The organism is Amycolatopsis pittospori (assembly GCF_013870525.1).
Classification (GTDB): Bacteria; Actinomycetota; Actinomycetes; order Mycobacteriales; family Pseudonocardiaceae; genus Amycolatopsis; species Amycolatopsis pittospori.
Genome location: NZ_JACBXD010000013.1, coordinates 82,562 through 104,753, shown reverse-complemented (window position 1 = coordinate 104,753; position 22,192 = coordinate 82,562). Strand labels below are relative to the sequence as shown.

Genomic DNA, 22,192 nt, shown 5'->3' with positions numbered 1-22,192 from the left:
CTTTCCGGGGAAAGCGATCTTTTCGAATTTATCTGACTGGTCAGGGAAGCAACGTCGTGACGAACTTGTAACGATCGCCCCGATAGATCGCCCGCGCGAACTCGACCGGTTTTCCGTCGGTCGCGAAAGAATGCCTCGAAAGGAGCAACATCGGCATCCCGACATCGGCGCCGAGCATCTCCGCCTCATGCGGTCCGGCAAGCGCTGTCTCGATCGTTTCCTCGGCCCTTTCGAGCTCTACGCCGTAGTGCTCCCGCAGCACGGCGTACAGCGAACCACCTGCGGAAACATGTTTGCGCAAACCGCGGAACCGGCCCAGTGGGAGATGAGTGGTCTCCAACGCCATCGGCTGCGAATCGGCGAGCCGGAGCCGGCGAAGACGAAGGATCTTCGCACCGACGCGGATTCCGAGGAGTTTCGCGAGGTCGGCCTCGACCGGCAGTTCGTCGATCTCCAGCAGCTTCGACGACGGCTTGAGCCCCTGCTTGCGCATGTCCTCGGTGTAGGACGACAACTGCAGTCGCTGCGCGAGTTTCGGCTCGGCGGCGAAGGTGCCCTTGCCCTGCACGCGGTGGAGCCTGCCCTCGGCGGTCAGGTCGGCGAGCGCCTGCCGGACCGTGGTGCGCGAAACGGTGAATTCCCCCGCCAGAGCCCGTTCCGTCGGAATCGGCGAGCCCGGCGGCAACGCGTCGAGAAGATCGAGCAGATGCTGTTTCAGCGCCCAGTACTTGGGTTCGCGCTGTCCGCGCATCCCTGCCGTAGCGCCCGCCTCACCCGCGGTGGTTGTCTCCAACATGACCGACTCCCTAAGCCTTCCCACTCAAACGCGCACCTGCCCCGCTAGGAAACGTACCCTTCACCACAAACGTCCATTCGGGCTAGCATTGGTCTAGACCTACTCGGGGGACGAAGTACGTCCCGGTGGAAGGGAACGAGATGACCGAACAGCGCCCCGGCGAGCACATGGCCGCGGAGATCTCCCAGCAACCCGCCATTCTGGCAGGAATCGTGGAGCGACAGGCCGAAATCGCCGAGGTGGCCGAAGCCATCTCCAAGCGCCCGCCCAGGTTCGCACTGCTCGCCGCCCGCGGCTCCAGTGACCACGCCGCCCTGTATGCGAAGTACCTGATCGAAGTACTCCTCGGTCTCCCCTGCGGTCTCGTCTCGCCCTCCACCGCGACTTTGTACGGCGCCCGTCCCGATCTGCGGGACGTTCTCTTCATCACAGTAAGCCAAAGCGGCGGCTCCCCGGATCTCATCGAGGTCACCGAAACCGCGCGTCGCCAGGGCGCGCTGACCGTCTCGGTCACCAACACCCCGGAATCGCCGCTGCGCGCCGCCGCCGAACTCGGCGTCGACATCGGTGCCGGGCTGGAAAAGGCCGTCGCCGCCACGAAGACGTACTCGGCCACCTTGCTCTCCCTTTACCTGCTGATCGACGCGGTCCGCGGCGGCAAGGGCGAGGACGCGGAGAAACTGGGCGAACTCGCGCAGCAGACCCTCGACGGCGCCGAAGAAGGCGTGCAGCGCGCGGTGGACCGCTACCGCTTCGTCGACCGGGTACTCACCACCGGCCGCGGTTACTCCTACGCCTCGGCTCTGGAAGGTTCCCTGAAGCTGGCCGAAACCAGCTACCTCGCGGCTCGCGCGTACAGCGGCGCGGACCTGTTGCACGGTCCGGTCGCCGCGGTCGACGGCGAGACGGCGGTGCTCGCCGTGACGAGTCAGGGACACGGAGTGGGCGCGATGCAGGAGGTCCTCGAGGCCGTCGGCAAACGCGGCGCGGACGTGCTCGCGGTCGGTTCCGCTTCGGCCGACGTTCCCGCGGCGCTGCGGATCGGTGTCGCCCCTTCGGCCGAAGAGGTCGCCCCGATCCTGGAGATCCTGCCCATCCAGCGGATCGCGCTCGGCCTTTCGCTGGCGCGCGGCGGCGATCCGGACAGCCCGCGCGGGCTGCTCAAGGTGACCAAGACCCGGTGACGCACGTCATAGGTGTGGACGCCGGAGGCACGTCGACGCGAGCGATCGTCGTCGACGCCTCCGGCTCCGTCCTCGGCGCCGGGCGCGCGGGCGGGGCGAATCCCAATTCCCATCCGCCCGCCGACGCCGCCGCGCGGATCGCGAGCGCGATCACCGGCGCGCTGGGCGGACTGGATCCGGCCGCCACGGCGGCGTGCGTCGTCGGCATGGCGGGCGTCAGCAAATTGAGCGATCCGGCGATCGCGGAGATCTTCGAGACCACTTGGAAGAGCCTGGGAATCAGTCCAGTGCGGACGGTCCCCGATTCCGAGGTCGCCTACGCGTCGGCCACCTCCGCACCGGACGGTTCGGTACTGGTGGCCGGCACCGGATCGATCGCCGGCCGGGTCCGCGGCAGGCGGATGGTGTCCACGGCGGGCGGCTACGGTTGGTTGCTCGGTGACGAGGGTTCGGCGTACTGGCTCGGTCGCGAGGCCGTTCGCTCCACTTTGGATGTTCTCGGCCGCGGCGGCGAACCCGGTCCGCTCGCCACCGCCGTCCTCACCGAAGCACTGGGACAGTCCGCAGTGGACGCCGCCGGTGATCGGGATCCCGCGGCCAGGACGGCGGTGTGGCGCACGCTCATCACGAGCGCCAATTCCGAAGCGCCGATCCGGCTCGCGAGATTCGCGCCGTTCGTCAGCGAAGCCGACCGCGCGGGCGACCCCGCGGCGGACCGGATCACCACCGAAGCGGCCCGGCTTCTGGTGAGCAACGTCATGGCCGCGCGTGAGCCCGGCGAGACCACGCCGGTGGTCCTGGTGGGCAGCGTGCTCTCCCCGGAAGGCCCGGTCGGGGCGAAAGTCCGTGCCGAACTGGCCGGTCTCGAAGTCCTGACCAGCACCGACGGGGTCCTGGGAGCCGCGTGGCTCGCCGCCGTCGACGCGTTCGGAGAAGGGGCGCCGCGACCGGTCCCCGCATGAAAAACACCAAAAAACAGCCCTAAAAGACCAAACCATCGACTCCGGGCCCGAACTCCGGGTACCGTAGGACCCGGCCCCCGGACCCTCCCCCCTCGCCGGGGGCCGCCTTATGTCCTGGGTAGCCCATCGGGCTCGGAGTCGGAGGGGTTCTCGCCCGCCGAATCCGTTTCGTCAGGGGCTTCCACCACACGCAATCCGGGGTGTTCCGGCGGCAGTGTGCGATAAAGCACCCACCCGCTCACGGCGACGGTCACCGCGACCAGTGGCCAGGAGAGCACCGTCCGCGCGATACCGAGCGCGACGACCTGCCCGCTCCACCACAAGGACCCGTAAACGATTACCCGCAGGGTGTACTGCAGGAGAACCCATACCCAGCTCGCCCGCGAATAGGCGCGCAGCAGCGCGGGGTCGCGACGCCAGCGGGTCTTCTGCCCGATCACGAGTCCGACCACGACGCCGAGCAACGGCCACCGGATCACGATGCTGGCCGCCCAGAGCAGCGCGCTGGCCACATTGGACAGCAGCTGGATGAGGAAGAAGTCCTCGGCGCGTCCGGTGTGCAGGGCGATCAACGCGGCGGCGATCACCGCGGCGAGACTCACCACGACCGCGCGGGCCTTGTCGCCGCGGGTGATCCGGTAGCCACCGAGCAGCACCGCCACCCCGATGGCCACGCCCGCCCCCCAGGCGATCGACTGGTCCGCGATCAGCCACCCGACGACGAAGGCCGCCGGCGGGATGCTCGCGTCGATGGCGCCCCGCCGCCCGCCGAGGATCTGGGCGAGCGACTCGCGCTGGGGTTGATAGGTCACCCTTACAGCCTGCCGGATCGGAGAGCACCGACACCCGCCCGGGGAGACGTTCGCCACATCATGTGTCCGGTTTACGCCTACTTGAGGTGAAAAACCGCAGCGCAGGAGTGTACATCCCAGTAATGGAGATGCATGGACGTCCGACAAACTAAGACACTGTGTCGACGGGCTGAACCACGTGTTTCGCTCAGGTGGGATTGCAGGGGCGCTCTCAGCTGTTAGTTGTGGTGTACAAGTATCAACCGGGGGCACACGGACGGAAGGGGACCCAACGTGTACGGATTCGACAGCTACGTGGCGATCGGTGACAGCTTCACCGAAGGACTCAACGACGAGATGCCCGACGGCACCTTCCGGGGCTGGGCGGACAGGCTCGCGGAGATCCTGGCCGAAGGCAGGCCCGACTTCCAGTACGCGAACCTCGCCCTCCGCGGGAAAATGCTCGACGAGATCCTCGAAGAACAGTTGCCGATCGCACTCGCGGTGAAGCCCGACGTGGTCACCCTGTGCGCGGGCGGCAACGACATCATCGTGCCCGGCGCGGACGTGGACGCCGTCGCCGCGCGGCTGGAGGCGGGGGTCGCCAAGCTGCGCGAGGCCGGGATCCCGGTGGTCATCTTCAACGGGCCGGACACCAAGTACCTGTCGGTCATGCACGTGCTGCGCGGCAAGGTCGGCATCTACAACGCGCATCTGTGGGCGATCGCCGACCGTCACGGCGCGAAGATGGTCGACATGTGGGCGATGGGCCCGCTGCACGATCGCCGCGCCTGGAGCGACGACAGGCTGCACTTCACCCCCGAGGCCCACCGCCGCATCGCGCTGCGCGCGGCCGAGGTCCTCGGCGTCCCGGTCGGCGAGGACTGGCGCGAGCCGTGGCCCGCCTCCGAGGAGCCGAGCACCTGGATCACCTCGCGCCGCTCCGACCTGGAGTGGACGAAGGCGCACCTGCTGCCGTGGATCCGGCGTCAGCTCAAGGGCGAGTCCATGGGCGACGGTCTGTCCCCGAAGCGCCCCGAACTCGCGCCGCTGCTCCCGCTGGAGCAGATCGAGCCCGCCGCGGTGACCGCGATCCCGGCCGAACCGCTGCTGGACCCGGTGCCGGTGCGTTCGATCCACCACCACGCGAGCTGAAGACCGCTGTCGGTCGCTGGGGTCGTGAGTGGCGATCCGGGCCAGGACCAAAAGTGTTCCAGCTACCTACGGCTGCCCAAGGCGGGACCGTGGTCCGTGAAGGCCTCTTTGAGGGACCCAGAGTCCCTCAAAGAGGCCTTCACGGACTCGGAACATCCCCAGCAAATGCAGGCCCCCAGTGCTCCGTTCGGGCCGATCGGTGTCACTCAACAGGGTTACCTGCCGACCGGCCCGGTGATCCGCCGGCGGAGCCTGAGCCGACTCACCAAGCAGCCGCGCACGAAGTCGCACGCGGCCGCGTAACTCGCCCCTGACCTCCATCGACGTCGCAGGCCAGAGGCGTTCACCCGCCCGAACCGGATGGCACCCCGACGATCGACAACACACTGGAACCCGACCCGCGGACTGGCCCCATCGGCCGCCGGAAGTTAGGCCGGACGTCGGAGAAGCCGGCTCGCTAACCGGACGGACGCGGCCTACAGTCCCTGCATGCCCGGTACACGCTGGAGCCGCTTGCTGCCTACAGCGCTGCTGGTCACTGCCGCCTTGACGGCGGTTTCCGTCTGGTCGACCTCGGGCGACATCGAGGCCGACCTGATGGCGCGCGCGAAGAACGCACTCGCGGACGTCGGCGTCTCCGGCGGCCAGGTGAGTTTCTCCGGTCGCGACGCGAGCCTCAGTGGCTTCCCGCCGGACAAGGCCGCGCAGGCGATGGACGCCATCCAGCGGATCGACGGGGTCCGGACGGTCGAGATCTCCGGTGACACCGCCCCGCCCGCGGGGCCGGTGACCACCAGCGGCGAACCGTCCACCGAGCCGCCCGCGCCGCCGAGTCCGCCGCCCAGTCCGACGACGTCGGCCAAACCGACGGACAAGGCCGGGTTCCAGGCCGAGATCGCCCGCCTGCTGGAGGCCTCGCCGATCACGTTCGAACCGGACACCACCGAGCTGACCGAGGACGGCGAACGCGGCGCGCTCGAGATCGCGAAGCTGCTCACGGACGCGCCGCGCGAGCTGAAGTTCCGGATCACCGGCCAGGTGGCGTCGGGTTCGGACAAGAAACTTTCCCTGAACCGGGCGAAGACGGTGGAACGGCTGCTGGAGCGCAACGGGGTCAAGCGCGACCAGGTCTACTCCACCGAACGCAGGAACTCCGACGGTGCCGGCGGCGAGGGCCGCCGCGTCGACATCACGGTCGAACAGAGGTGAAGGCTGAATGCTCTGGCTCTTCGGGCAGATCTGGCTCTGGCTGCTCATCTCCTTCGCCCTCGGTTGCGGCGTCACCTGGCTGATGATGCGCGGCGAGCGGCGTGAGCAGCCCGCTCCCGAACCGGCTCCGCCCGGGGAGCCGGAACGCGCCGTCCCGGTCTACCCCGAGCCCGAACCGCTCTCGGCCGAGCAGACGCAGTTCATCCCGCCCGCGCGGATCCAGGACGACGACGAGCCGTACGACCAGGAGGCGGAGGGTCACCGCGAGGGCCAGCTGACCCCGGAACCGGTGCGACCGGCGCAGGTCTACCACCCCGGTGAAGCGGAACCGGCCGGGCGGAACGGCGACCACGGGCAGGAAGCGGAGCCGGTCTGGCCGAGCGACGAGGACTGGCCGCCCGCCGGACGCGCGTCCGACCACCGGCCGGGGCAGAGCGGCTGACACTCGCCTGGTAAATTCGGCTACTGACCGTGAGCGGGAGCCGGGTACGTTTCTTCGATCGGGAGCCCCGGCACACGAAGGAGGCTCCGATTGGCGCTCCCCTATTGGACGCCGCACAACCTGCTGCCCCCGGGCCGCCACCCCGCCGATCTCGCCGACGTCTATGAACGGCTTGTCTTCGACGCGCCGCATCAGAACGATCGCGAAATCCTGTTCAGCGCGCTGAACAGTTACCTGGGGGTGGCCCGGCGGATCATGCCGACCGGACGTGCGTGGATCGGTGGCGCGCTGACCGCCCGGACCCCGCACGCGCCGCGCGGACTCGACGTGGTGCTGATCCCGGACGAATGGGGCGCGCTCAAACGGCTCGACGACGAGGGCCGCTCGGCCCTGTACGGACTGCTGACACTGCGTGGGGTCATCGTCGGGCAGCCGGCCATGTACCTGGACCAGGTCCAGCCCGTCGGTGGAATGCTCGACGGTTTCCTCTGCCGCCCCGGCGACGAGGAGATCTGGGAAGAAGTGTGGTCCGCGGGTGGCAGGGGAATTCCGGAAGTGATCTGGTGAGGAACGAATTCCGGCGTATCGCCGACGAGATCCCCGGCGGCACCTGGCTCGACGACCTCGCCCGAGCGTCGGCGATGGCCGCGTACGCGAAATTCGAGCGGACGTCCCGTTCGCCGCTGCTCCGCGTTTCCGTGATCGGCGAGTCGCATCTGGACGCGTACACGTTTTCCGACATCAGCCGCGCGTTGCAGGACGCGACGGCGAAGATCGGGCACATCATCCGCAACCCGTCGGGCGAGGTGACCATCGTCCAGCCCGCGGACCGCGAGAAGGCGCCGCTGATCCAGCGCGGTCAGGCGGGGAACGCGATCTTCTTCGGCTTCCCCGAACCCGCGCTCGACGACGCCCTCATCCACGACGGGATCGAGTCGCTTTCGGAGCGCGCGGTCAAGGAACTGTGCGACTTCCTGCCCGCCAACGGCTCCGACGACGGCGCGCTGGACGCGGTGCTGTTGCAGCGCGACACCGTCCGCAACGCCGTCAGCGACATCGTCAACGCGGTCAGCAAGCATTCCGGGGTCGGCATGGCGCTGACGCCGACCTCGGGCGACGAGCTGACCCGCAGCATGACCACCGAGCAGGCCAGGATCCTGTCCGGGAGCCTGCGCGAGTCGCGGGAGGCCGTCGGCTACGAGACGGTCAGCGGCAGGCTCGACGGCGTCCGCACCCGGCGGCGGATCTTCTACCTCGAACGCGAAACGGGCGGCACGATCCAGGGCGCGGTCGCGCCGGATCTGCTCGACGAGATCAAGGAGAACCTGGACCGGCCGGTGACCGCGCGGCTGCGCGTGGTGCGCACGACGACCATCGACGGCCGTCGCGGCCGCCCGGTGCACGAACTCCTGGAGATCACCCCCGAGGTCAGTCTGTTCGATCAGTGATCGGGTATCCGACATTCGGCGGCAACACAATTCTCGTCAAAAAATATCGATGACCACATGATGATCGTTGAATAATGACTTTTTCCGGCAGGTAACAATTTCGGCCAATACCCCGAACGATGGGTTAACGTCTTCGGACGGAACCCTCCGAAAGGGCAGGTATGCCGACCGATCCACCACTCCCGCATCCCCCGGCCACCCGCTACGGACCCGGGTTCGCGACGCACGGGACCCGGCACCGCAAGCCCAAGAACGGCCTGGTCATCGCCGGTTTCCTGGTCGGCTTGGCGGCGCTCGGGGTCGCCTTCGTCCCGTTCGCCGGACTGGCCGCATGGCCGCTCGCCGTAATCGGAATGACTCTTTCCGTGATCGGTTTGACCAAAATCAAGAAGGGCGAGGCGGACAAGAAGGGAATGGGCGTCGCGGGTCTGGCGCTTTCCCTCGCCGGACTTCTGGCCGCGAGCGGGTTACTGGTCTACACCAACTTCTTTGCTACTGGCGAGTCGGGTTTGCACATCCCGGCGGTCGCCGGGGATAAGAACACCGTCGAGTTCGTCGTCAGTGCCTCCGGCGGCGCGACCGTCCGGTTCGGCGCGCTCAGCGACCAGCGCAGTGAGACCACCCCGGCCAGCACCGACGAATGGCGCGGCACGGCGTCCTTCAACTCGGGCGAGTATCTGCTCACCGTCACCGCGGACACCCGGAACTCGTCGGTCAGCAACCAGATCAGCTGCTCGATCCTGGTGAACGGCAGGAAGGTGGCGGAGAACAAGGGGCAGACCATCGCCCTATGCACCGCGGGCACCGGCTGACTCAGCGCGTTTCGTCCTCTGAATGCGGTACTTGCACGCGCAACTACCGCATTCAGAGGACGAAACGCGAAGGCGCCGCCTGGCGGCCGGCCGGTATCGCCCCCATCCTCCACCGGCCGGACCGCCACGAGCCGCTCCTGGCGGCTCTTCAGACGGACCACCACCGGGGTCCGCCCGAGCGCCGGTTCCTACCGCATGCCCCTCCCCTAGGGCTCGACCGACGCTGAAACGGACCCTACGCGCGCGAAGGGCAACGCCACTAAGAATCCGCTAAGGATCACTCACGGGCTCTCGCCGAGGTCCGTGATTTCCGCACGGACCAGGCCGGCGAGCTTGGGATTGGCGTCCTCCAGGATCTTCAGCGCCAGCGCGAACTGCTCGCGGGCACCGTCCACATCCGACCCGGTCCGCAGCACCCGGCCCAGCGTCAGCCGCAGCACGCCCTCCTGGTGCGTGAACCGCCTGCTGATGGTCAGATCGATGGCCTCCCAGATGTAGCGCTCGGCGGCGGCCAGCTCACCGATCTTCATGCTCAGTTCGGCCAGGTTGTTCAGCGAGACGACGACGTAGCTGTCGTCGCCGAGGGTCCGGTCGATCTCCAGCGACGTGACCTGATGCCCGACCGCCTCGATGAACCGTCCGGCGCGCTTCTCGGCCTCCGCGCAGTTGTTGAGCGCCTGCCCGCGCAGTTCCAGGTCGCCGGTCCGGTCGGTCTCGTCGATCGCCCGCCGCAGCGTTTCGATGGCCTCGTCGTAGCGCGCCAGGATGGTCAGGGCACTGCCGAGGTGGATGTTCGCCGAGACCATCAACCGGTCGTCGCCGATCGCGCTCGCCAGTTCCAGCGCGCGTTCGGCGTCGGCGAGGCAGCCCTGCGGGAGTTCGAAGGTCAGCGCGATGGCGCACCGAGAGATCAGCATCCAGCAGCGGCCGAGGACGTTCCCGGACCGCTCGGCGGCTTCGAGGCCGAGCTCGACCAGCCGCGTCCATTCGTCCAGGAGCGGGTACACCGCGCGATAGGTGTGCGCGACCCTGGCCAGCCGCCAGACGTCGTCGTCGCGGCCGGCCGCGCGGGCGGCTTCGAGGACCTCCACGAGGTTCTCCCATTCCGCGGCGAACCAGTCCTGCGCCTCGGAAAAGGAGTTGATCGACGGCGCCTGCGCGTCGGTGAGCAGGCCGGTGAAGTCGAGCGGATCGACGATCCGCAGCATCTTCCGCCGCGCCCGGTCGGCGACGGCCTGGTAGAAGCGCACCGATCGCGAAAGGACGTCCTCCCGGTCGGACTCGTCGAGTTCCTTCTCGGCCAGCTCACGCAGGAACAGCCGGACGAGGTCGTGCGGGACGAAGGCGTCGCGGCCGGTCTCGGCGAGCAGGTTGTGCGCGGCGAGCACCCGTAGATGCCGTCGCGCCTCGGCCACGGTGATCCCGCCGATCGCGGCCGTCAGATAGGAACCGGCCGAAACGCATTGGACGACGCCGAGCCGCAGGAAGGTGTTCGCGACGTCGGGCGGCAGCCCGCGGAACGAGACGTCGAAGGCCGCGCGCACGCCGTCGTCCGGCCCTTCGACGTCGAGCGCGGCGAGCCGGGTGCGTTCGTTGCCGAGTTCGTCGACCAGGTCCTGAGCGGACCACTGGGCGCTGGCGGCGAGCCGGGCGCCCGCGATCCGCAGCGCGAGCGGAAGGTAGCCGCAGAGCCGGGCGAGCGCGTGGTTGAGATCGAAACCGGCGGGCCCGGCCAGTTCCTCGATCAGCCGGACGGCGTCGCCGGGCGCGAGTGTGCCGAGCACACGCAGTTTCGCGGCGTTGGACACGGCGAGGCCGTCGAGCCGGGAGCGGCTGGTCACCAAGGTCATCGACCGCGAACCCGGCGGCAGCAGCGGCCGCACCTGCTCGGCCGAACGCGCGTTGTCGAGGATCACCAGCATCCGCCGCCCGGCGATCATCGAGCGGTAGAGCGCGATCCGTTCGTGGACCTGTTCGGGGATGCCGTCGGCGGGCACGCCGAGGCCGAGCAGGAACTGGGTGAGCAGTTCGGCGGGCTCCAGCGGCGGGTGCTGCGGGTCGAAACCGCGCAGCGAGGCGAAAAGGATGCCGTCGGGGAACCGGCGGCCCGCGCGATGCGCCCACCACACGACCAGGCTGCTCTTGCCGATCCCGGCGGTCCCGGTGACGACACCGACCGCGGTTTCGCCCGCTTCGGCGTGTGCGGAAAGGTCGTCGAGCCAGGCGAGATCGGCTTCGCGGCCGGCGAGATTCGGCACGGCGGGCGGCAACTGCTGCACCGGCGCCGCGGCCGGTTCGGCCCTCGGTTCGGTGACGATCTTGGCCGGCAGGTCGTCGTTGAGCACGCGTTCGTGCAGCCACCGCAGATCCGCGCCGGGTTCGACGCCGAGTGTGCGCAGGGTCGCCCGGGACACCGTGCGGTACAACTCCAGCGCGTCGCCGCGGCGCCCGGAGTGGTACAGCGCGCGCATCAGCTGACCGGCGGTGCGTTCGGAAAGCGGGTTCGCCCGGACCATCGGGCTGAGTTCGACGATCAGCTCCGCGTGCCTGCCGAGTTCGAGGTCCGCGTCGACCCGGGCGCCGTGGACGGCGAGCCGCAGATCCTCCAGTTCGGGCGCGCGGACCGAGCCCGGCACGCCGGCGAGCGCGGGACCCTGCCAAAGCGAGAGGGCGTCGGCGAGCAGCCCGGACGCTCTCCCCGGTTCCTCCGCGGAAGCCTGCTCCAGCAGGGACCGGGCGCGGTGGACGTCGATCCGGGCGGGGTCGACGGTGAGCTGGTAGCCGGGCGGCGCGGTGAGGATCTGGGCCCCGCGCGGGTCGTCACCTTGGATGTCGCGGAGCACGCGCCGCAGGTGGGAGACGTTGCCGTGGACGATCGTGCGGGCGGTGGCCGGCGGGTCGTGGCCCCACAGCGCGTCGATGATCTCGTCGAGCGCGACGACCTTGTTGACCTTCAGGGCGAGCAGCGCGAGAAGACCGCGGACACCGGGGCCGCCGACGGGAACGGGCCGATCGCCGTCGAGCAGCCGCACCGGGCCGAGGAGCTGGAAAAGAGCAGGGGAATCGCTTTCGGCCATGATCGCCCCCTCCCCCCGATCTCTCCCCTTACCGGAGTGGCCAACTTACCGCGCGAGGACGCCGCCAACCAGAAAACGGTCATTCGGGCAAATAAAAAGGCTCCGCGCCATCAGTCCCGATCTGATGGCACGGAGCCGGGGGATGTCCGATTTGGGCCGCCTGGGGGCGCGACCCACACCGGACATCGGCGTCCACGTCCGGGCGGGGGGCTCACCCCGAGCGAAGAACCCGTTCGGTCGTCGACAACACCTACGTAAGCGAGCCCACTGGCCCGTTCACGTGGCGACAACGTAACAGGGCGCACATTGTCGACTACAGGCGCCCCGTCACGCTCCTTCACTACCAGCGGATTCGCCTGCCGGTAGCGCGTCAGCGCGACGGGAGACTTCACCCGCCGCGCCGCTTTTCGGCCGAAGGCCCCGCGAACGCGCGGCAGGGCGCCTGGACGCGGAATGAACGTTTCCGCGGGACGTGGCGCCCTGCCGTCGCGTTCGCGTCAGCGCGACAGAGGACTCGGGTCCCGGCCGGCGATGAACGTCGGGCGGGGCTCGATCGCGGCGAAGGGCTTCTGCAACGCGTTCTCGACACTGTTGAACACGACGAAGATGTTCGACCGCGGGTACGGCGTGATGTTGTTCGACGAACCGTGCATCACATTCGAATCGAACCAGAGCGCGGAACCGGCCTGGCCGGTGAATTGGTCGATTCCGTATTCGGCCGCGAGTTTGGTGATGTCATCCTCACTCGGCACACCGACCCGCTGCTCTTTCAGCGAGCTCTTGTAGTTCGCTTCCGGGGTTTCCCCAGCGCATTGGACGAAGGTCCGCTGCGAGCCCGGCATCACCATCAGCCCGCCGTTGAACGGGTAGTTGTCGGTGAGCGCGATCGAGCAGCTGACCGCGCGAGGCGCCGGCATGCCGTCCTCGGCGTGCCAGGTCTCGAAGTCCGAGTGCCAGTAGAACCCGGTGCCCTTGAAGCCGGGCATGTAGTTCACCCGGCTCTGGTGGATGTAGACGTCGGAGCCGAGGATCTGCCGGGCGCGATCGAGCACGCGGGGGTCCCGGACGAGTTCCGCGATCAGCTCGCTGGTCTCGTGGACGTCGAAGATGGAACGGACCTCACCGGTCTTGGCCTCGGTGATGACCCGCTCGTCGTCGCGGTGGCCCCCCGACGACATGCGGACGAGTTCCTGCCAGTAGGTCTGAACCTCGCCGGGCGACAGCAACTGGTCGACGACGGTGTAACCACGGGCTTCGTGGTTGGCGAGGGTGGCCGCGTCGATGGGACCGTCGGCCTCCGTGCCCCAGACGGTGGGGTGCGTCCTGGGCAGGTGTTCGGGCTTACCCGTGATGCGGGTCGGGTAACTGTCGTCGACTCGGGTGTCGGTCAGCGTCAATGCAGTCGCCTCCTCGAGCGATTCTCAGGATTCGGTCACCAGCGGGTACACGCCGTTTTCGTCGTGGACCTCGCGTCCGGTGATGGGCGGGTTGAACACGCAGACGCACTTGATCTCGGTCTTGGGCCGGACCTGGTGCTTGTCGTGCTCGTTGAGCAGGTACAACGTTCCCGGCTTCAGCTGGAAGACCTCGCCGGTCGCGGTGTTCTCGAGCTCTCCTTCACCGGACGTGATGAAGACCGCCTCGATGTGGTTCGCGTACCAGAAGTCGTTGACAGTCCCGGCGTAGAGCGTGGTCTCGTGCACCGAGAAACCGACGCCCTCCTTGGCCAGCACGATGCGCTTGCTTCGCCAGTTCGGGGTCTTGATGTCGGCGTCGGTGTCGGTGACCTCGTCGAGTGTTCTGACAAGCAACGGAGAACTCCTTTTTCTCTTTCCGGTGTGGACGGTCAGTTCAGGACGGTGGCGATGGACTCGTCGATGATCGACAGGCCCTTCGTGAGTTCGTCGTCGGTCAGGGTCAGCGGCGGCAGCAGCTTCATGACTTCGCCGTCCGGTCCGGAGGTTTCCATCAGAAGGCCCCGTTCAAACGCGGCCGCGCAGACCTTGCCCGCGAGGTCGCCGTTCGCGAACTCGAGGCCGCGGGCCAGGCCCCGGCCCTTCGAGAACAGGTTGGCCTCCGGGTACGCCTCGACGATGCCCTTGAACGCGGCTTCGATGCGCTCGCCCTTGGCCTTGGTCGACTTCTCGAGTTCGTCGTCGCTCCAGTAGACGCGCAGCGCCTCGGTCGCGGTGACGAACGCCGGGCTGATGCCGCGGAAGGTGCCGTTGTGCTCACCCGGCTCCCAGACGTCGAGGTCCGGGCGGATCAGTGTGAGCGCCATCGGGATGCCGTAGCCGCCGATGGACTTCGACAGGCAGACGATGTCGGGCTTGATGCCCGCGTCCTCGAAGCTGAAGAACGGGCCGGTACGGCCGCAGCCCATCTGGACGTCGTCGAGGATCAGCAGGATGCCGTGCTTCTTGCACAGTTCGTCGAGCGCCTTGAGCCAGCCGATACGCGCGGCGTTGATACCGCCCTCGCCCTGCACGCCCTCGACGATCACGGCAGCGGGTTCGTTGAGGCCACTGCCGGAGTCTTCGAGCAGCTTCTCGAAGTAGAGGAAGTCGGGGATGGAGCCGTCGAAGTAGTTGTCGTACGGCATCGGGGTGGCGTGCACCAGCGGGACACCCGCGCCGCCGCGCTTCATCGAGTTACCGGTCACCGAGAGGGCTCCCAGGGTCATCCCGTGGAAGGCGTTGGTGAAGTTGATGACCGACTCCTTGCCGGTCACCTTGCGCGCGAGCTTCAGCGCGGCCTCGACCGCGTTCGCACCACCGGGGCCGGGGAAGACGACCTTGTAGTCGAGATCGCGCGGCGCGAGGATCTTCTCCTTGAAGGTCTCCAGGAAGTCCCGCTTCGCCACGGTGAACATGTCGAGCGCGTGCGTGACGCCGTCACGGGCGATGTAGTCGATCAGGGCCCGCTTCAACGCCGGGTTGTTGTGCCCGTAGTTGAGGGCGCCCGCCCCAGCGAAGAAGTCCAGATAAGCCTTGCCGTCTTCGTCGTACAGGTAGCTTCCCTGGGCCCGGTCGAACACCACGGGCCAGCCGCGACTGTAACTGCGTACTTCGGATTCGAGTTCCTCGAAAATGTTCATGATGTTTTCTTTCTCCCTGAGATCCCCGGCTTTACGTTCTACTGACTGCTGAGCGGACCGATTCGATACAGGTCCTCTTGCTCATGCGTTCCGTCCTCGGCCGGAAAATCCGTCGCGGAGAACAGATCCAGGCGTTCCAAGTCGGCGTTCCAGCGCTTGGCGAACGAGGCGAACAACCGGATCGAAGCCTCGTTGTCCGGCGTGATCGTGGTTTCGAGGTACCGCACACCCTGGGCGGTCAGACGGCTGAACAGCTCGTCGAGCAGTGCCCCGGCCAGCCCTTTTCCTCGCTGGGACGCGTCGACCGCGACCTGCCAGACGAAGCCGGTGTCCTGCTTCCGATACCCGATCACGAAACCGACCGGGGTGCCATCGACTTTGGCGACAACGGAGGTGTCCGCGAAATCGCGGCACCACAGCATATAGGCGTAGGCCGAGTTGAGATCAAGCTTCTTCGAATCGCGGGCGATTCGCCAGAGCTCGGCACCGTCTGCCTTGGTCGGGTATTCGATCAAGTGCTTTCCGGACATGTTCAAGAAACGTACCGGAGGATTCGGGCGCGGTCAGATCAGCGCGGCGGCGGCAACGCGGCTACCTGCAACAACCCTGAAACACACGTGACAAAGGTAACGGTAACGTTTGAAGCGCAGCACTTGTGGGTAAGGCCGCTTCGTCGCGGTCTCACTGCATGTGACGATACCAACCGTCACCACTCGGTCGCAGGGTCAGGCCACAATTCGGCGGTTCAGCGGCGGCGGCGCCGCCGGAATACGGAACCGAGCGGGGTCCAGACGGCGGGCAGCAGGAGCAGCAAGCAGACGACGAGCCACCATACCGGCGCCTCGCCGCGCCGCCAGCCCGCGACGACGCCACCGAGCCAGCCGAAGAGCGGGTCCCGCACCGGTGGCAGGAACGCGGCGAACAGCAATCCGGCCCCCAGCAGCACGCCGAGCACCGTGAGCACCATCCGCCACGTCTTGCGCAACGTCATCAGGCTGACCACCAGGAACACGATGGCACCGGCGGCGACCGGGACGCCGACCCACTGCAGCACCGGGCCGCCCTGTCCACCGAGGACGAAGCCGGCCAGCACGGTGATCAGCGCGGCAAGCACGTTCCACGGGGACGGCAGGGTGGCCGCGCCGCGGGTGATCCACCAGGCGCTGCGCCCGGCGGCCTGCGCGAAGGTCGCGGCGGGCTGGACCGATTTCGGCACCCGCGTCGCGCCCACGGCCGCGTTGATCCCGGCGGCGCCCGCCTTGACGAGCGTCTTCGTCAGCAGCATCGAGCCGCGTTCGTGTTCGAACCGCTCGCCGGAGATCTGACAAGCCTGGAACGCGCGCTGTGTCTGGTCGTCGTCCTCGGGCTCCTTCGCGATCATTTCCCGGAACCGTTCCGACGGTTTTCCGTTGCCCTTGGCCGTTTTCGCGTCGTGCCCGGCGTGCGTCCCGACGCAGGGCAGTTCCTCCCGCGCGATTTCCGACTGCCGCACCCTGGCGAGCACCATCGCGGTCACCGGCATGCTGATCGGGAGCGTGGGTTCGGAGTCCACATCGGCCAGTTCTCCGTCGAGGCCGAGGAAGGCCAGCTCCCCGGTCAGTTGTTCGCGCAGGGCGTCCGCTTCCTGCTGCGACAGCCCGTCTTCGGTGCCTGGCTGCCGCCATCCGATCTTCTTGAACGTGTCCCGCACCTGCGTGCGGAAGGCCTCCCGGCCGACGACGTCGCGCAGCAGCCGCAGGCGTTTCGGGTCGAGCAGACACTGGACCAGCCAGCCCGCGCCGTCGATCCGGCCCCACATCCAGTCGTTCGCGCGCCACGACGCCTTGTAGAACGCGCCGAAGTAGTCGGCCTGCATCCCGGTGAGCTTGTCCCACGACCGGCGCCGTTTCATGTCCAGCAGCGTTCGCGAATCCGCGCTCACCTGGACGAGGTCGACCCGCTGATCGACCGACGGCGGCTGCGCGAGCAGGCCGCGGGTCGCGATGTGCAACCGGACCAGCCGCGAAGTGACGATCGGATCCCCGGCGCTCTTCTCGTCGGAGGTGAGGCCGGTCCACGCGAGCAGCGTGCTGACCGTGTCCCCGGCTTCGGTGTCGGGTTTCGCCTGCGCCAGCGGCAAGAGGATCGGCGTCGCCTGCCGGAGCGCGGCGACCACGAGCGGCCACGCCTCCTTCAACGTGTCCGAACGGCCGATCTTCGCCCATTCCTTGGCGAGTCCTTCGATCCAGCTTGCCAGTGTGACGTCGCCGGGCGGCGGATCCTGTTCGGTGACCCAGTTCGGGAGCCGTACGCCGCGCGCCGCCTTGTGCCGCGCCTCGTGCAGCAGGACACGGCAGCGATTGAGCTGCACCGCCTGCTCCGGCGTGGGATCGAGGCGGAAACCGGCGTTGACCAACTGCAGACCGGTGGCCACCGAATCGTCCAAAGCGGTGGTACGGAAGGCGATCAGGTCTTCGAGCCGGCACGAATCCTTCGGCGGTGCGCCGGGCAGGCCGTCACGCAGCCCCTGCGCCGCGGCCGCGCGTAACTGTGCCGCCGTACCGGACGCCCACTGCCTGCCCGGATCCTCCACATCGGACAGTGAGAGCCTGCGGGTCGCCTCGCGGACCAGCGCGGTGGCGTCCTCCTGTACCCGGCGATCGCGGTAGTCGTTCATCAGCCGCTGGTCGACCAGCGCGTCCGGACCGCCGCGAACACCCATCGCCGCAAGGGAAACACGGGTCCCCCTGGTGCGGACGACGGCGTCGTTGTGCCGGGTCAGGTCCTCCAGTTCGGCGCTGATGGTCTGGCTCAGCACGGTGCCGACGACCTTGCTCATCGCGGTGCCCAGCAGCGGCGGCCGGTCCGCGTCGACCTCGATCGGCTCGGCCTCACGTTCCGCCGTCGGCACCACGTACAGCAGCAGCCGCCGGACGTCCGAATGCGACGGCCGCTCGAAGATCTCCCGCAGCGCCGGGCGCAACGGCTTGTTCAGGAGCACGCCACCGTCGGTCAGCCAATGCGATCGGGTGACGTCGGTGTAGGGCGTCATATCCGGATGCAGCTCGTCGGTCTTGCCGCCGATCTGCATCCGGGACAGCTCGAACGCACCGGGGAACGACGCGGTGGAACGCGCCGCCAGCGCGAGCGGCCCCACCACATCGTTAGTCCACAAAGGACCATCGAACCGGAACAGCAGGCGATGTTCGGTGTCCCGCACGAGGTTTCCCAGCGCGTCGTCGAACCGCGTCGTCTCGCCGTCGATCATCGTGCCGGTGAGCAGCACGGTGATGTCGGGACAGTCGGGTTCACCGTGGCCTTGTCGGTGATCCGGTGCAGCGCGTCCTTGAGATCCCCCAGCAGTACCTTGTCGCCGTTCAACAGCGATCTCGGCCCCTTCTCCCCGGGGTCGCGGATGAGATTGTCGAGCGATCCCGTGCTGATCCACGTGTCGCGCAGCACCTGCGGACTCGACCGGAACGCCTCGGCCAGGCCGAGACACGCCGCGTTGATGCCGCCCGCGCTCGTGCCGGTGAGCACGTCGAGCGAAACCGTGACGTTGAGCAGATCGAGCAAAGCCCGGTACGGCCCCTCGGCATCCGGTGTTCTCGAAGCCTGAAGCAGATGCGACGTCTCGGTGGCGACCCCGCCCATCCAGACCGCGAGACTCGCCCCGCCCACCATGGTCATCGCCAGCCGGATCTCCTGCGGCCACGGACTCCCCGCGTCGGCCATGTGCGCCCTCCCCAAGGCTTGTGCACGATCGAGCACGTGCACTTTAGACCGGACGGCTCAGTGGTTGTACCGCCGTTGGTGCGTCCTCTCGGGATGACCGCACGGATTCAGCGCCACCTGAAAGGGCTGGACGGCCGAGCACACCGAACTGAAGATCTGCTCATGACGAAATTCCGACGGCTTTCCGCAGTGGCGGCCGCAGGCGCGGTCGCGGTCATCACCCTGTTCACTCCGGCCGCGTCGGCGAGCCCCGAAGCCGGATGCAACCCGGAGGACGGCTTGGTCTGTCTTTGGGACATCAACGGCAAGCTCTGGTTGAGGACGCCTGTCTCGTCCGGGAGCTGTCAGAACACGATCTTCTACTACGAGATCCAGAACTGGTCGATGTACTACCAGCGGGCCTGGGAAGGTCCGGACTGCACCGGGCCCAACCACCTCGTCGGGCTCAACGAGGGCCGGTACTTCGTACCGCGGGGTGCTCTCAGCCTCGGCGGCTTCTGACGTCCTCCGGTCGATTCCAAGGAGCCTCAGGCGGCGAAGTGTTCCAGCAGGAGTACTTGGGCCTCACCGACGGCGAAGCCGAGGACGGCGCCGGTCGCGATCAGGATCCATTCGTCCTGCTGGAACGCCGGCCGCAGCAGACCTTCGAACTCACGCGGCGATAGTTCCTTCATCTTGCTCACGAGCACGTTCCGGATGTCCATCGCGTCGTTCGCGTAGTCCTCGATGTACCGCATGGTCTCCGGCAGCTTGTCCATGATCTTCTCGGCGATGTTCAGCTTCATGTCCTGGTATCGCCTGCTGCCGACGGCGAACACGACCAGCGGTTTCCCCGCCCCGATGCGCCGTCCGAGTTGTTCGTCGAGCTGACGTTGGATCAGGCCGAGGACCCGATCGGACAGCGGCCCGTGCAGCACCGCCTCGATCACGTTGTGCGGGGTGATGATCTCCTTCGCGATCAGCGCGCCGTACGCCTCCGCGACCTCGCCGCGCCGCTTCAGGAACAGACCCTGCCAGCGCACACCGAAGTACCGGCGTTCTTCGATCGGGTAGAAGATCATCCGCAGCGCCAGCCAGTCGGTGAACCAGCCGGTGAAGAGCCCGAACAGCGGCATGATCAGCGGGAACTTGAACAGGATCCACGCGATCATCTGGATGACGCCGATGATCCCGCCGAAGAAGATGCCGGAGCGGGCGATGAACTTGAACTCCTTGTCGCCCGCTTCCTGGAAGATCCGGTTCAGCAGCCGTTTGTCCTTGACCAGGGCGGTGACCACCATGCCCTTGAGGTCGAACACACTGTCCACATCGGACTTGATCAGTTCGAGGACGGCCGCGACCATCTTCGGTGTCTCGGCCTGGACGCGCTGGATCACCAGCCGCTGCATCCCCACCGGCAGCGATTCCCACAGCCCCGGCTGGTAGTGCGCGGCGACGTCGCGAACGATCTCCTCGACGGCGGCCTGGAGCGGCTTTTCGATCTCCCGCGCGATTCTCTGCGGATCGAGCCGGGCGACGACCTCCGCCGGTTTGATCAGCTGCTCGGTCATCGTGTCGCAGGCGATGCTCGCCATCCGCGCGGCGCGTTTGGGCACGATGCCCTGCCAGCCGAGGAACGGTTTGATGCCGATGAACTCGACCGGCTGGAACATCATCCGGATCGCGACGAGTTTGGTGGTGTACCCGATCAGCGCGGCGACGACCGGGATGGAGACGTAGATCGGCCAATGGCGGGCGAAATCCGCGAGGATCCCGTCGAGGAACGCGCCCATGGCGGGTTCAGCCGATGCTCGGGTCGCAGGCCTGCCAGAACTGGGCGCCGAGCCGGGAGATATGGACCGTGCGCTTGACGAATTTCGCCCGCTTGACCGACTTCTCCGCCTCACGGACGGTCTCGTCGGTCAGCAGGATCTCGTACTGGGTCTCCAGCGACGGCACCTCTTCGTCCAGCTCGACCAGGCCGAGCCCGATCAGCCGGGTGAGGTAGCCGGGCACCTGGTCCGGCAGCGACACCCCGGCCGCCTTGCCGACGGTGGAGGCGTTGCGCAGCACGAACCGTCCGGCGCCGCCGAGGTTGGTCCGCTCCGCGACGTCGACGGCGGGGAACGGCGAGCCGTCCGAAAGCGCGGAAAGGATGCGGGCCTCGTCCGGCGTCAGCTGCCGCAGGATGATCGCGTAGAGGTACTCGCGGGCCCGCTCGCGGCCGAAGCCGATGGAGTGGTTCAGCAGCTCCGCCATCGCGGCGCGAAGCGGTTCGAGATGGGCGCGCGTGTGCACGAGGGTGATCGTCGCCTCGATCGGGCGCGAGCCGTTGGAGTCGGGCCGGTTCATCGCGGACGCGGCCGTCAGCGCGGCGTGGTACGGGTCGTCGACCTCGTCGAGACGTCGGCGCAGCTCGGTCAGCAACTGTCGCTCACCCTGCTTGATCACCTGCTCGGCGATGTCGACGCCGGGGAGTTTGCGGGTGAATTCGAAGCCCGTACGGGCGGCCCAGCCCGCCAGCTGCCCCGCGCGTTTGGCGAAAGCGGCCAGGTCGTCACCGGCGGGTCGATCGTTGCTCACGGGCACTCCCCTCACGTTCGCGCTGATGCTACCTGCGAGTAGGCCGAATGGCCGAAATTGTGATCGACGAGGGTGTTTGGATGGTCGGTATGAGCTTCACGCGCTGGGGTCCGCCGATCGACGTCCTCCCGCTGTTCGCGCGCGAGGAGCAGGCCCTGCTGGACGTCCTGACCGGGCTCGACGCGGAGCAGTGGGCCGCGCCGACGGTCTGCGCGGGCTGGACGGTGCACGATCTCGCCGCCCACATCCTGGGAGACAAACTCGGCAGGCTGTCCCGGGACCGTGACGACTATCGGATGACGGCGCCGCGCGAGGGCGAACGGTTCGCGAAGTTCATCGACCGGATCAACGACGAATGGGTGGTCGCGTGCCGGCGGCTGTCCCCCGAGGTGCTGTTCGCGATGCTGGTGGACAGCACCGCGCAGATCGCCGAGATGTGGGGCCGCGCCGACCTCGACGCCCTCGGTGAACCGGTGAGCTGGGCCGGGGACGAGCCGGCGCCCGTCTGGCTCGACGTCGCCCGCGAGTACACCGAGTTCTGGGTGCACCAGCAGCAGATCCGCGAGGCCGTCGGCGCGAAGCCGCTCGACGGGCCGGAGTTCCGCGGGCCGGTGGTCGACACCTTCATGCGGGCGCTGCCGCACACCCTTCGCGACGTCGAAGCGCGCGTCGGGAGGCAGGTCGTCTACACCGTGACCGGCCGGGGCGGCGGGAAATGGACCGCTCAGCGCGCCGCCGACGGCTGGGAGATCGACGGCGTCGCACCGACGTCGCGCTCGCCGCTGGCTTCGGTGACGACGGACGCGGACACCTTCTGGCGGCTGTGCACCCGGAACCCCGCGGACAAGGAAAGGGTGACCGCGAAAGGGGACGAAAACGTTTGCGCCACCCTTCTCGGGATGACGTCGATCATCACATCAGGTAGCGGCTGACACGCTCGTTG

At 67.9% G+C, this 22,192-nt stretch carries 19 protein-coding genes and 1 pseudogene; 10 read left to right on the top strand and 10 right to left on the bottom strand.

Annotated features, from left to right (window positions below; all coding sequences use genetic code 11):
- Positions 1 to 40: 40 nt before the first annotated feature.
- Complete coding sequence (locus H5J31_RS10195) at positions 41 to 796, bottom strand: GntR family transcriptional regulator (protein WP_181772244.1); 756 nt, start codon at positions 794 to 796, stop codon at positions 41 to 43.
- A 140-nt stretch (positions 797 to 936) separates the two neighbouring features.
- On the opposite strand from H5J31_RS10195, the gene H5J31_RS10190 reads away from it, so the two are divergent.
- Complete coding sequence (locus H5J31_RS10190) at positions 937 to 1,980, top strand: SIS domain-containing protein (protein WP_181772243.1); 1,044 nt, start codon at positions 937 to 939, stop codon at positions 1,978 to 1,980.
- Entirely contained in the window at positions 1,977 to 2,942 is a 966-nt protein-coding gene (locus H5J31_RS10185; RefSeq protein ID WP_181772242.1) for an N-acetylglucosamine kinase, read from the top strand. The genes H5J31_RS10190 and H5J31_RS10185 overlap by 4 nt, the downstream gene beginning before the upstream one ends.
- 107 nt (positions 2,943 to 3,049) lie before the next feature.
- Here the strand turns inward: H5J31_RS10185 and H5J31_RS10180 are convergent, their stop codons facing one another.
- On the bottom strand, positions 3,050 to 3,754 hold the full coding sequence (locus tag H5J31_RS10180) for a DUF3159 domain-containing protein (protein ID WP_181772241.1): 705 nt from the start codon (positions 3,752 to 3,754) through the stop codon (positions 3,050 to 3,052).
- A gap of 273 nt (positions 3,755 to 4,027) precedes the next feature.
- On the opposite strand from H5J31_RS10180, the gene H5J31_RS10175 reads away from it, so the two are divergent.
- The 6 genes from H5J31_RS10175 to H5J31_RS10150 all read left to right on the top strand — a co-directional run bounded on the left by H5J31_RS10175 (position 4,028) and on the right by H5J31_RS10150 (position 8,799).
- Complete coding sequence (locus H5J31_RS10175) at positions 4,028 to 4,888, top strand: SGNH/GDSL hydrolase family protein (protein ID WP_181772240.1); 861 nt, start codon at positions 4,028 to 4,030, stop codon at positions 4,886 to 4,888.
- Positions 4,889 to 5,377: 489 nt separating this feature from the next.
- Positions 5,378 to 6,097: an OmpA family protein gene (locus H5J31_RS10170; protein ID WP_236004908.1), complete on the top strand. Its 720-nt coding sequence runs from the start codon at positions 5,378 to 5,380 to the stop codon at positions 6,095 to 6,097.
- A gap of 7 nt (positions 6,098 to 6,104) precedes the next feature.
- Positions 6,105 to 6,539: a hypothetical protein gene (locus tag H5J31_RS10165; RefSeq protein ID WP_181772239.1), complete on the top strand. Its 435-nt coding sequence runs from the start codon at positions 6,105 to 6,107 to the stop codon at positions 6,537 to 6,539.
- A 90-nt stretch (positions 6,540 to 6,629) separates the two neighbouring features.
- Positions 6,630 to 7,106 carry a DUF6932 family protein gene (locus H5J31_RS10160; protein ID WP_181772238.1) on the top strand — a complete coding sequence of 159 codons (477 nt, stop codon included), beginning with the start codon at positions 6,630 to 6,632 and terminating at the stop codon, positions 7,104 to 7,106.
- On the top strand, positions 7,103 to 7,987 hold the full coding sequence (locus H5J31_RS10155; protein ID WP_181772237.1) for a hypothetical protein: 885 nt from the start codon (positions 7,103 to 7,105) through the stop codon (positions 7,985 to 7,987). The genes H5J31_RS10160 and H5J31_RS10155 overlap by 4 nt, the downstream gene beginning before the upstream one ends.
- A 161-nt stretch (positions 7,988 to 8,148) precedes the next feature.
- Complete coding sequence (locus H5J31_RS10150) at positions 8,149 to 8,799, top strand: DUF4190 domain-containing protein (RefSeq protein ID WP_181772236.1); 651 nt, start codon at positions 8,149 to 8,151, stop codon at positions 8,797 to 8,799.
- A 281-nt stretch (positions 8,800 to 9,080) separates the two neighbouring features.
- Here H5J31_RS10150 and H5J31_RS10145 read toward each other — a convergent pair whose 3' ends face one another.
- From H5J31_RS10145 to H5J31_RS10120, 6 genes and pseudogenes are all read right to left on the bottom strand, one after another.
- Positions 9,081 to 11,876 (bottom strand): AfsR/SARP family transcriptional regulator, encoded by a 2,796-nt coding sequence (locus H5J31_RS10145; protein WP_181772235.1) that lies wholly within the window; start codon positions 11,874 to 11,876, stop codon positions 9,081 to 9,083.
- A gap of 497 nt (positions 11,877 to 12,373) precedes the next feature.
- Positions 12,374 to 13,273 (bottom strand): ectoine hydroxylase, encoded by a 900-nt coding sequence (gene thpD / locus H5J31_RS10140; RefSeq protein ID WP_181772234.1) that lies wholly within the window; start codon positions 13,271 to 13,273, stop codon positions 12,374 to 12,376.
- 24 nt (positions 13,274 to 13,297) lie between these two features.
- On the bottom strand, positions 13,298 to 13,687 hold the full coding sequence (locus H5J31_RS10135; protein ID WP_181772233.1) for an ectoine synthase: 390 nt from the start codon (positions 13,685 to 13,687) through the stop codon (positions 13,298 to 13,300).
- Positions 13,688 to 13,722: 35 nt separating this feature from the next.
- Positions 13,723 to 14,973: a diaminobutyrate--2-oxoglutarate transaminase gene (ectB, locus tag H5J31_RS10130; protein WP_181772232.1), complete on the bottom strand. Its 1,251-nt coding sequence runs from the start codon at positions 14,971 to 14,973 to the stop codon at positions 13,723 to 13,725.
- A 38-nt stretch (positions 14,974 to 15,011) separates the two neighbouring features.
- Positions 15,012 to 15,503, bottom strand: a complete 492-nt coding sequence (ectA, locus tag H5J31_RS10125; protein ID WP_181772231.1) for a diaminobutyrate acetyltransferase — start codon at positions 15,501 to 15,503, stop codon at positions 15,012 to 15,014.
- A 215-nt stretch (positions 15,504 to 15,718) separates the two neighbouring features.
- Positions 15,719 to 18,687: pseudogene (locus H5J31_RS10120) on the bottom strand (patatin-like protein).
- Between the two features lie 162 nt (positions 18,688 to 18,849).
- Here H5J31_RS10120 and H5J31_RS10115 point away from each other — a divergent pair.
- Positions 18,850 to 19,188 carry a hypothetical protein gene (locus H5J31_RS10115; RefSeq protein WP_181772230.1) on the top strand — a complete coding sequence of 113 codons (339 nt, stop codon included), beginning with the start codon at positions 18,850 to 18,852 and terminating at the stop codon, positions 19,186 to 19,188.
- A 26-nt stretch (positions 19,189 to 19,214) separates the two neighbouring features.
- On the opposite strand, the gene H5J31_RS10110 is transcribed toward H5J31_RS10115, so the two are convergent.
- Together H5J31_RS10110 and H5J31_RS10105 are read right to left on the bottom strand one after the other, a co-directional pair.
- Positions 19,215 to 20,459, bottom strand: coding sequence for a DUF445 domain-containing protein (locus H5J31_RS10110; protein WP_181772229.1), 1,245 nt, complete (start codon positions 20,457 to 20,459; stop codon positions 19,215 to 19,217).
- 7 nt (positions 20,460 to 20,466) lie between these two features.
- Positions 20,467 to 21,249 carry an Abi-alpha family protein gene (locus H5J31_RS10105; RefSeq protein WP_181772228.1) on the bottom strand — a complete coding sequence of 261 codons (783 nt, stop codon included), beginning with the start codon at positions 21,247 to 21,249 and terminating at the stop codon, positions 20,467 to 20,469.
- A gap of 80 nt (positions 21,250 to 21,329) precedes the next feature.
- Here H5J31_RS10105 and H5J31_RS10100 point away from each other — a divergent pair, with 80 nt between their 5' ends.
- Positions 21,330 to 22,181, top strand: a complete 852-nt coding sequence (locus H5J31_RS10100; RefSeq protein ID WP_181772275.1) for a maleylpyruvate isomerase family mycothiol-dependent enzyme — start codon at positions 21,330 to 21,332, stop codon at positions 22,179 to 22,181.
- Positions 22,182 to 22,192: the final 11 nt, after the last annotated feature.

Excerpts from the sequence above, each read along its gene's own strand:
- H5J31_RS10100 (WP_181772275.1), top strand. The coding sequence starts at position 21,330 with ATGGTCGGTATGAGCTTCACGCGCTGGGGTCCGCCGATCGACGTCCTC.
- H5J31_RS10110 (WP_181772229.1), bottom strand. The coding sequence starts at position 20,459 with ATGGGCGCGTTCCTCGACGGGATCCTCGCGGATTTCGCCCGCCATTGG.
- ectA (WP_181772231.1), bottom strand. The coding sequence starts at position 15,503 with ATGTCCGGAAAGCACTTGATCGAATACCCGACCAAGGCAGACGGTGCC.
- ectB (WP_181772232.1), bottom strand. The coding sequence starts at position 14,973 with ATGAACATTTTCGAGGAACTCGAATCCGAAGTACGCAGTTACAGTCGC.
- H5J31_RS10170 (WP_236004908.1), top strand. The coding sequence starts at position 5,378 with ATGCCCGGTACACGCTGGAGCCGCTTGCTGCCTACAGCGCTGCTGGTC.
- H5J31_RS10165 (WP_181772239.1), top strand. The coding sequence starts at position 6,105 with ATGCTCTGGCTCTTCGGGCAGATCTGGCTCTGGCTGCTCATCTCCTTC.
- H5J31_RS10145 (WP_181772235.1), bottom strand. The coding sequence starts at position 11,876 with ATGGCCGAAAGCGATTCCCCTGCTCTTTTCCAGCTCCTCGGCCCGGTG.
- H5J31_RS10195 (WP_181772244.1), bottom strand. The coding sequence starts at position 796 with ATGTTGGAGACAACCACCGCGGGTGAGGCGGGCGCTACGGCAGGGATG.
- H5J31_RS10115 (WP_181772230.1), top strand. The coding sequence starts at position 18,850 with ATGACGAAATTCCGACGGCTTTCCGCAGTGGCGGCCGCAGGCGCGGTC.
- H5J31_RS10150 (WP_181772236.1), top strand. The coding sequence starts at position 8,149 with ATGCCGACCGATCCACCACTCCCGCATCCCCCGGCCACCCGCTACGGA.
- H5J31_RS10190 (WP_181772243.1), top strand. The coding sequence starts at position 937 with ATGACCGAACAGCGCCCCGGCGAGCACATGGCCGCGGAGATCTCCCAG.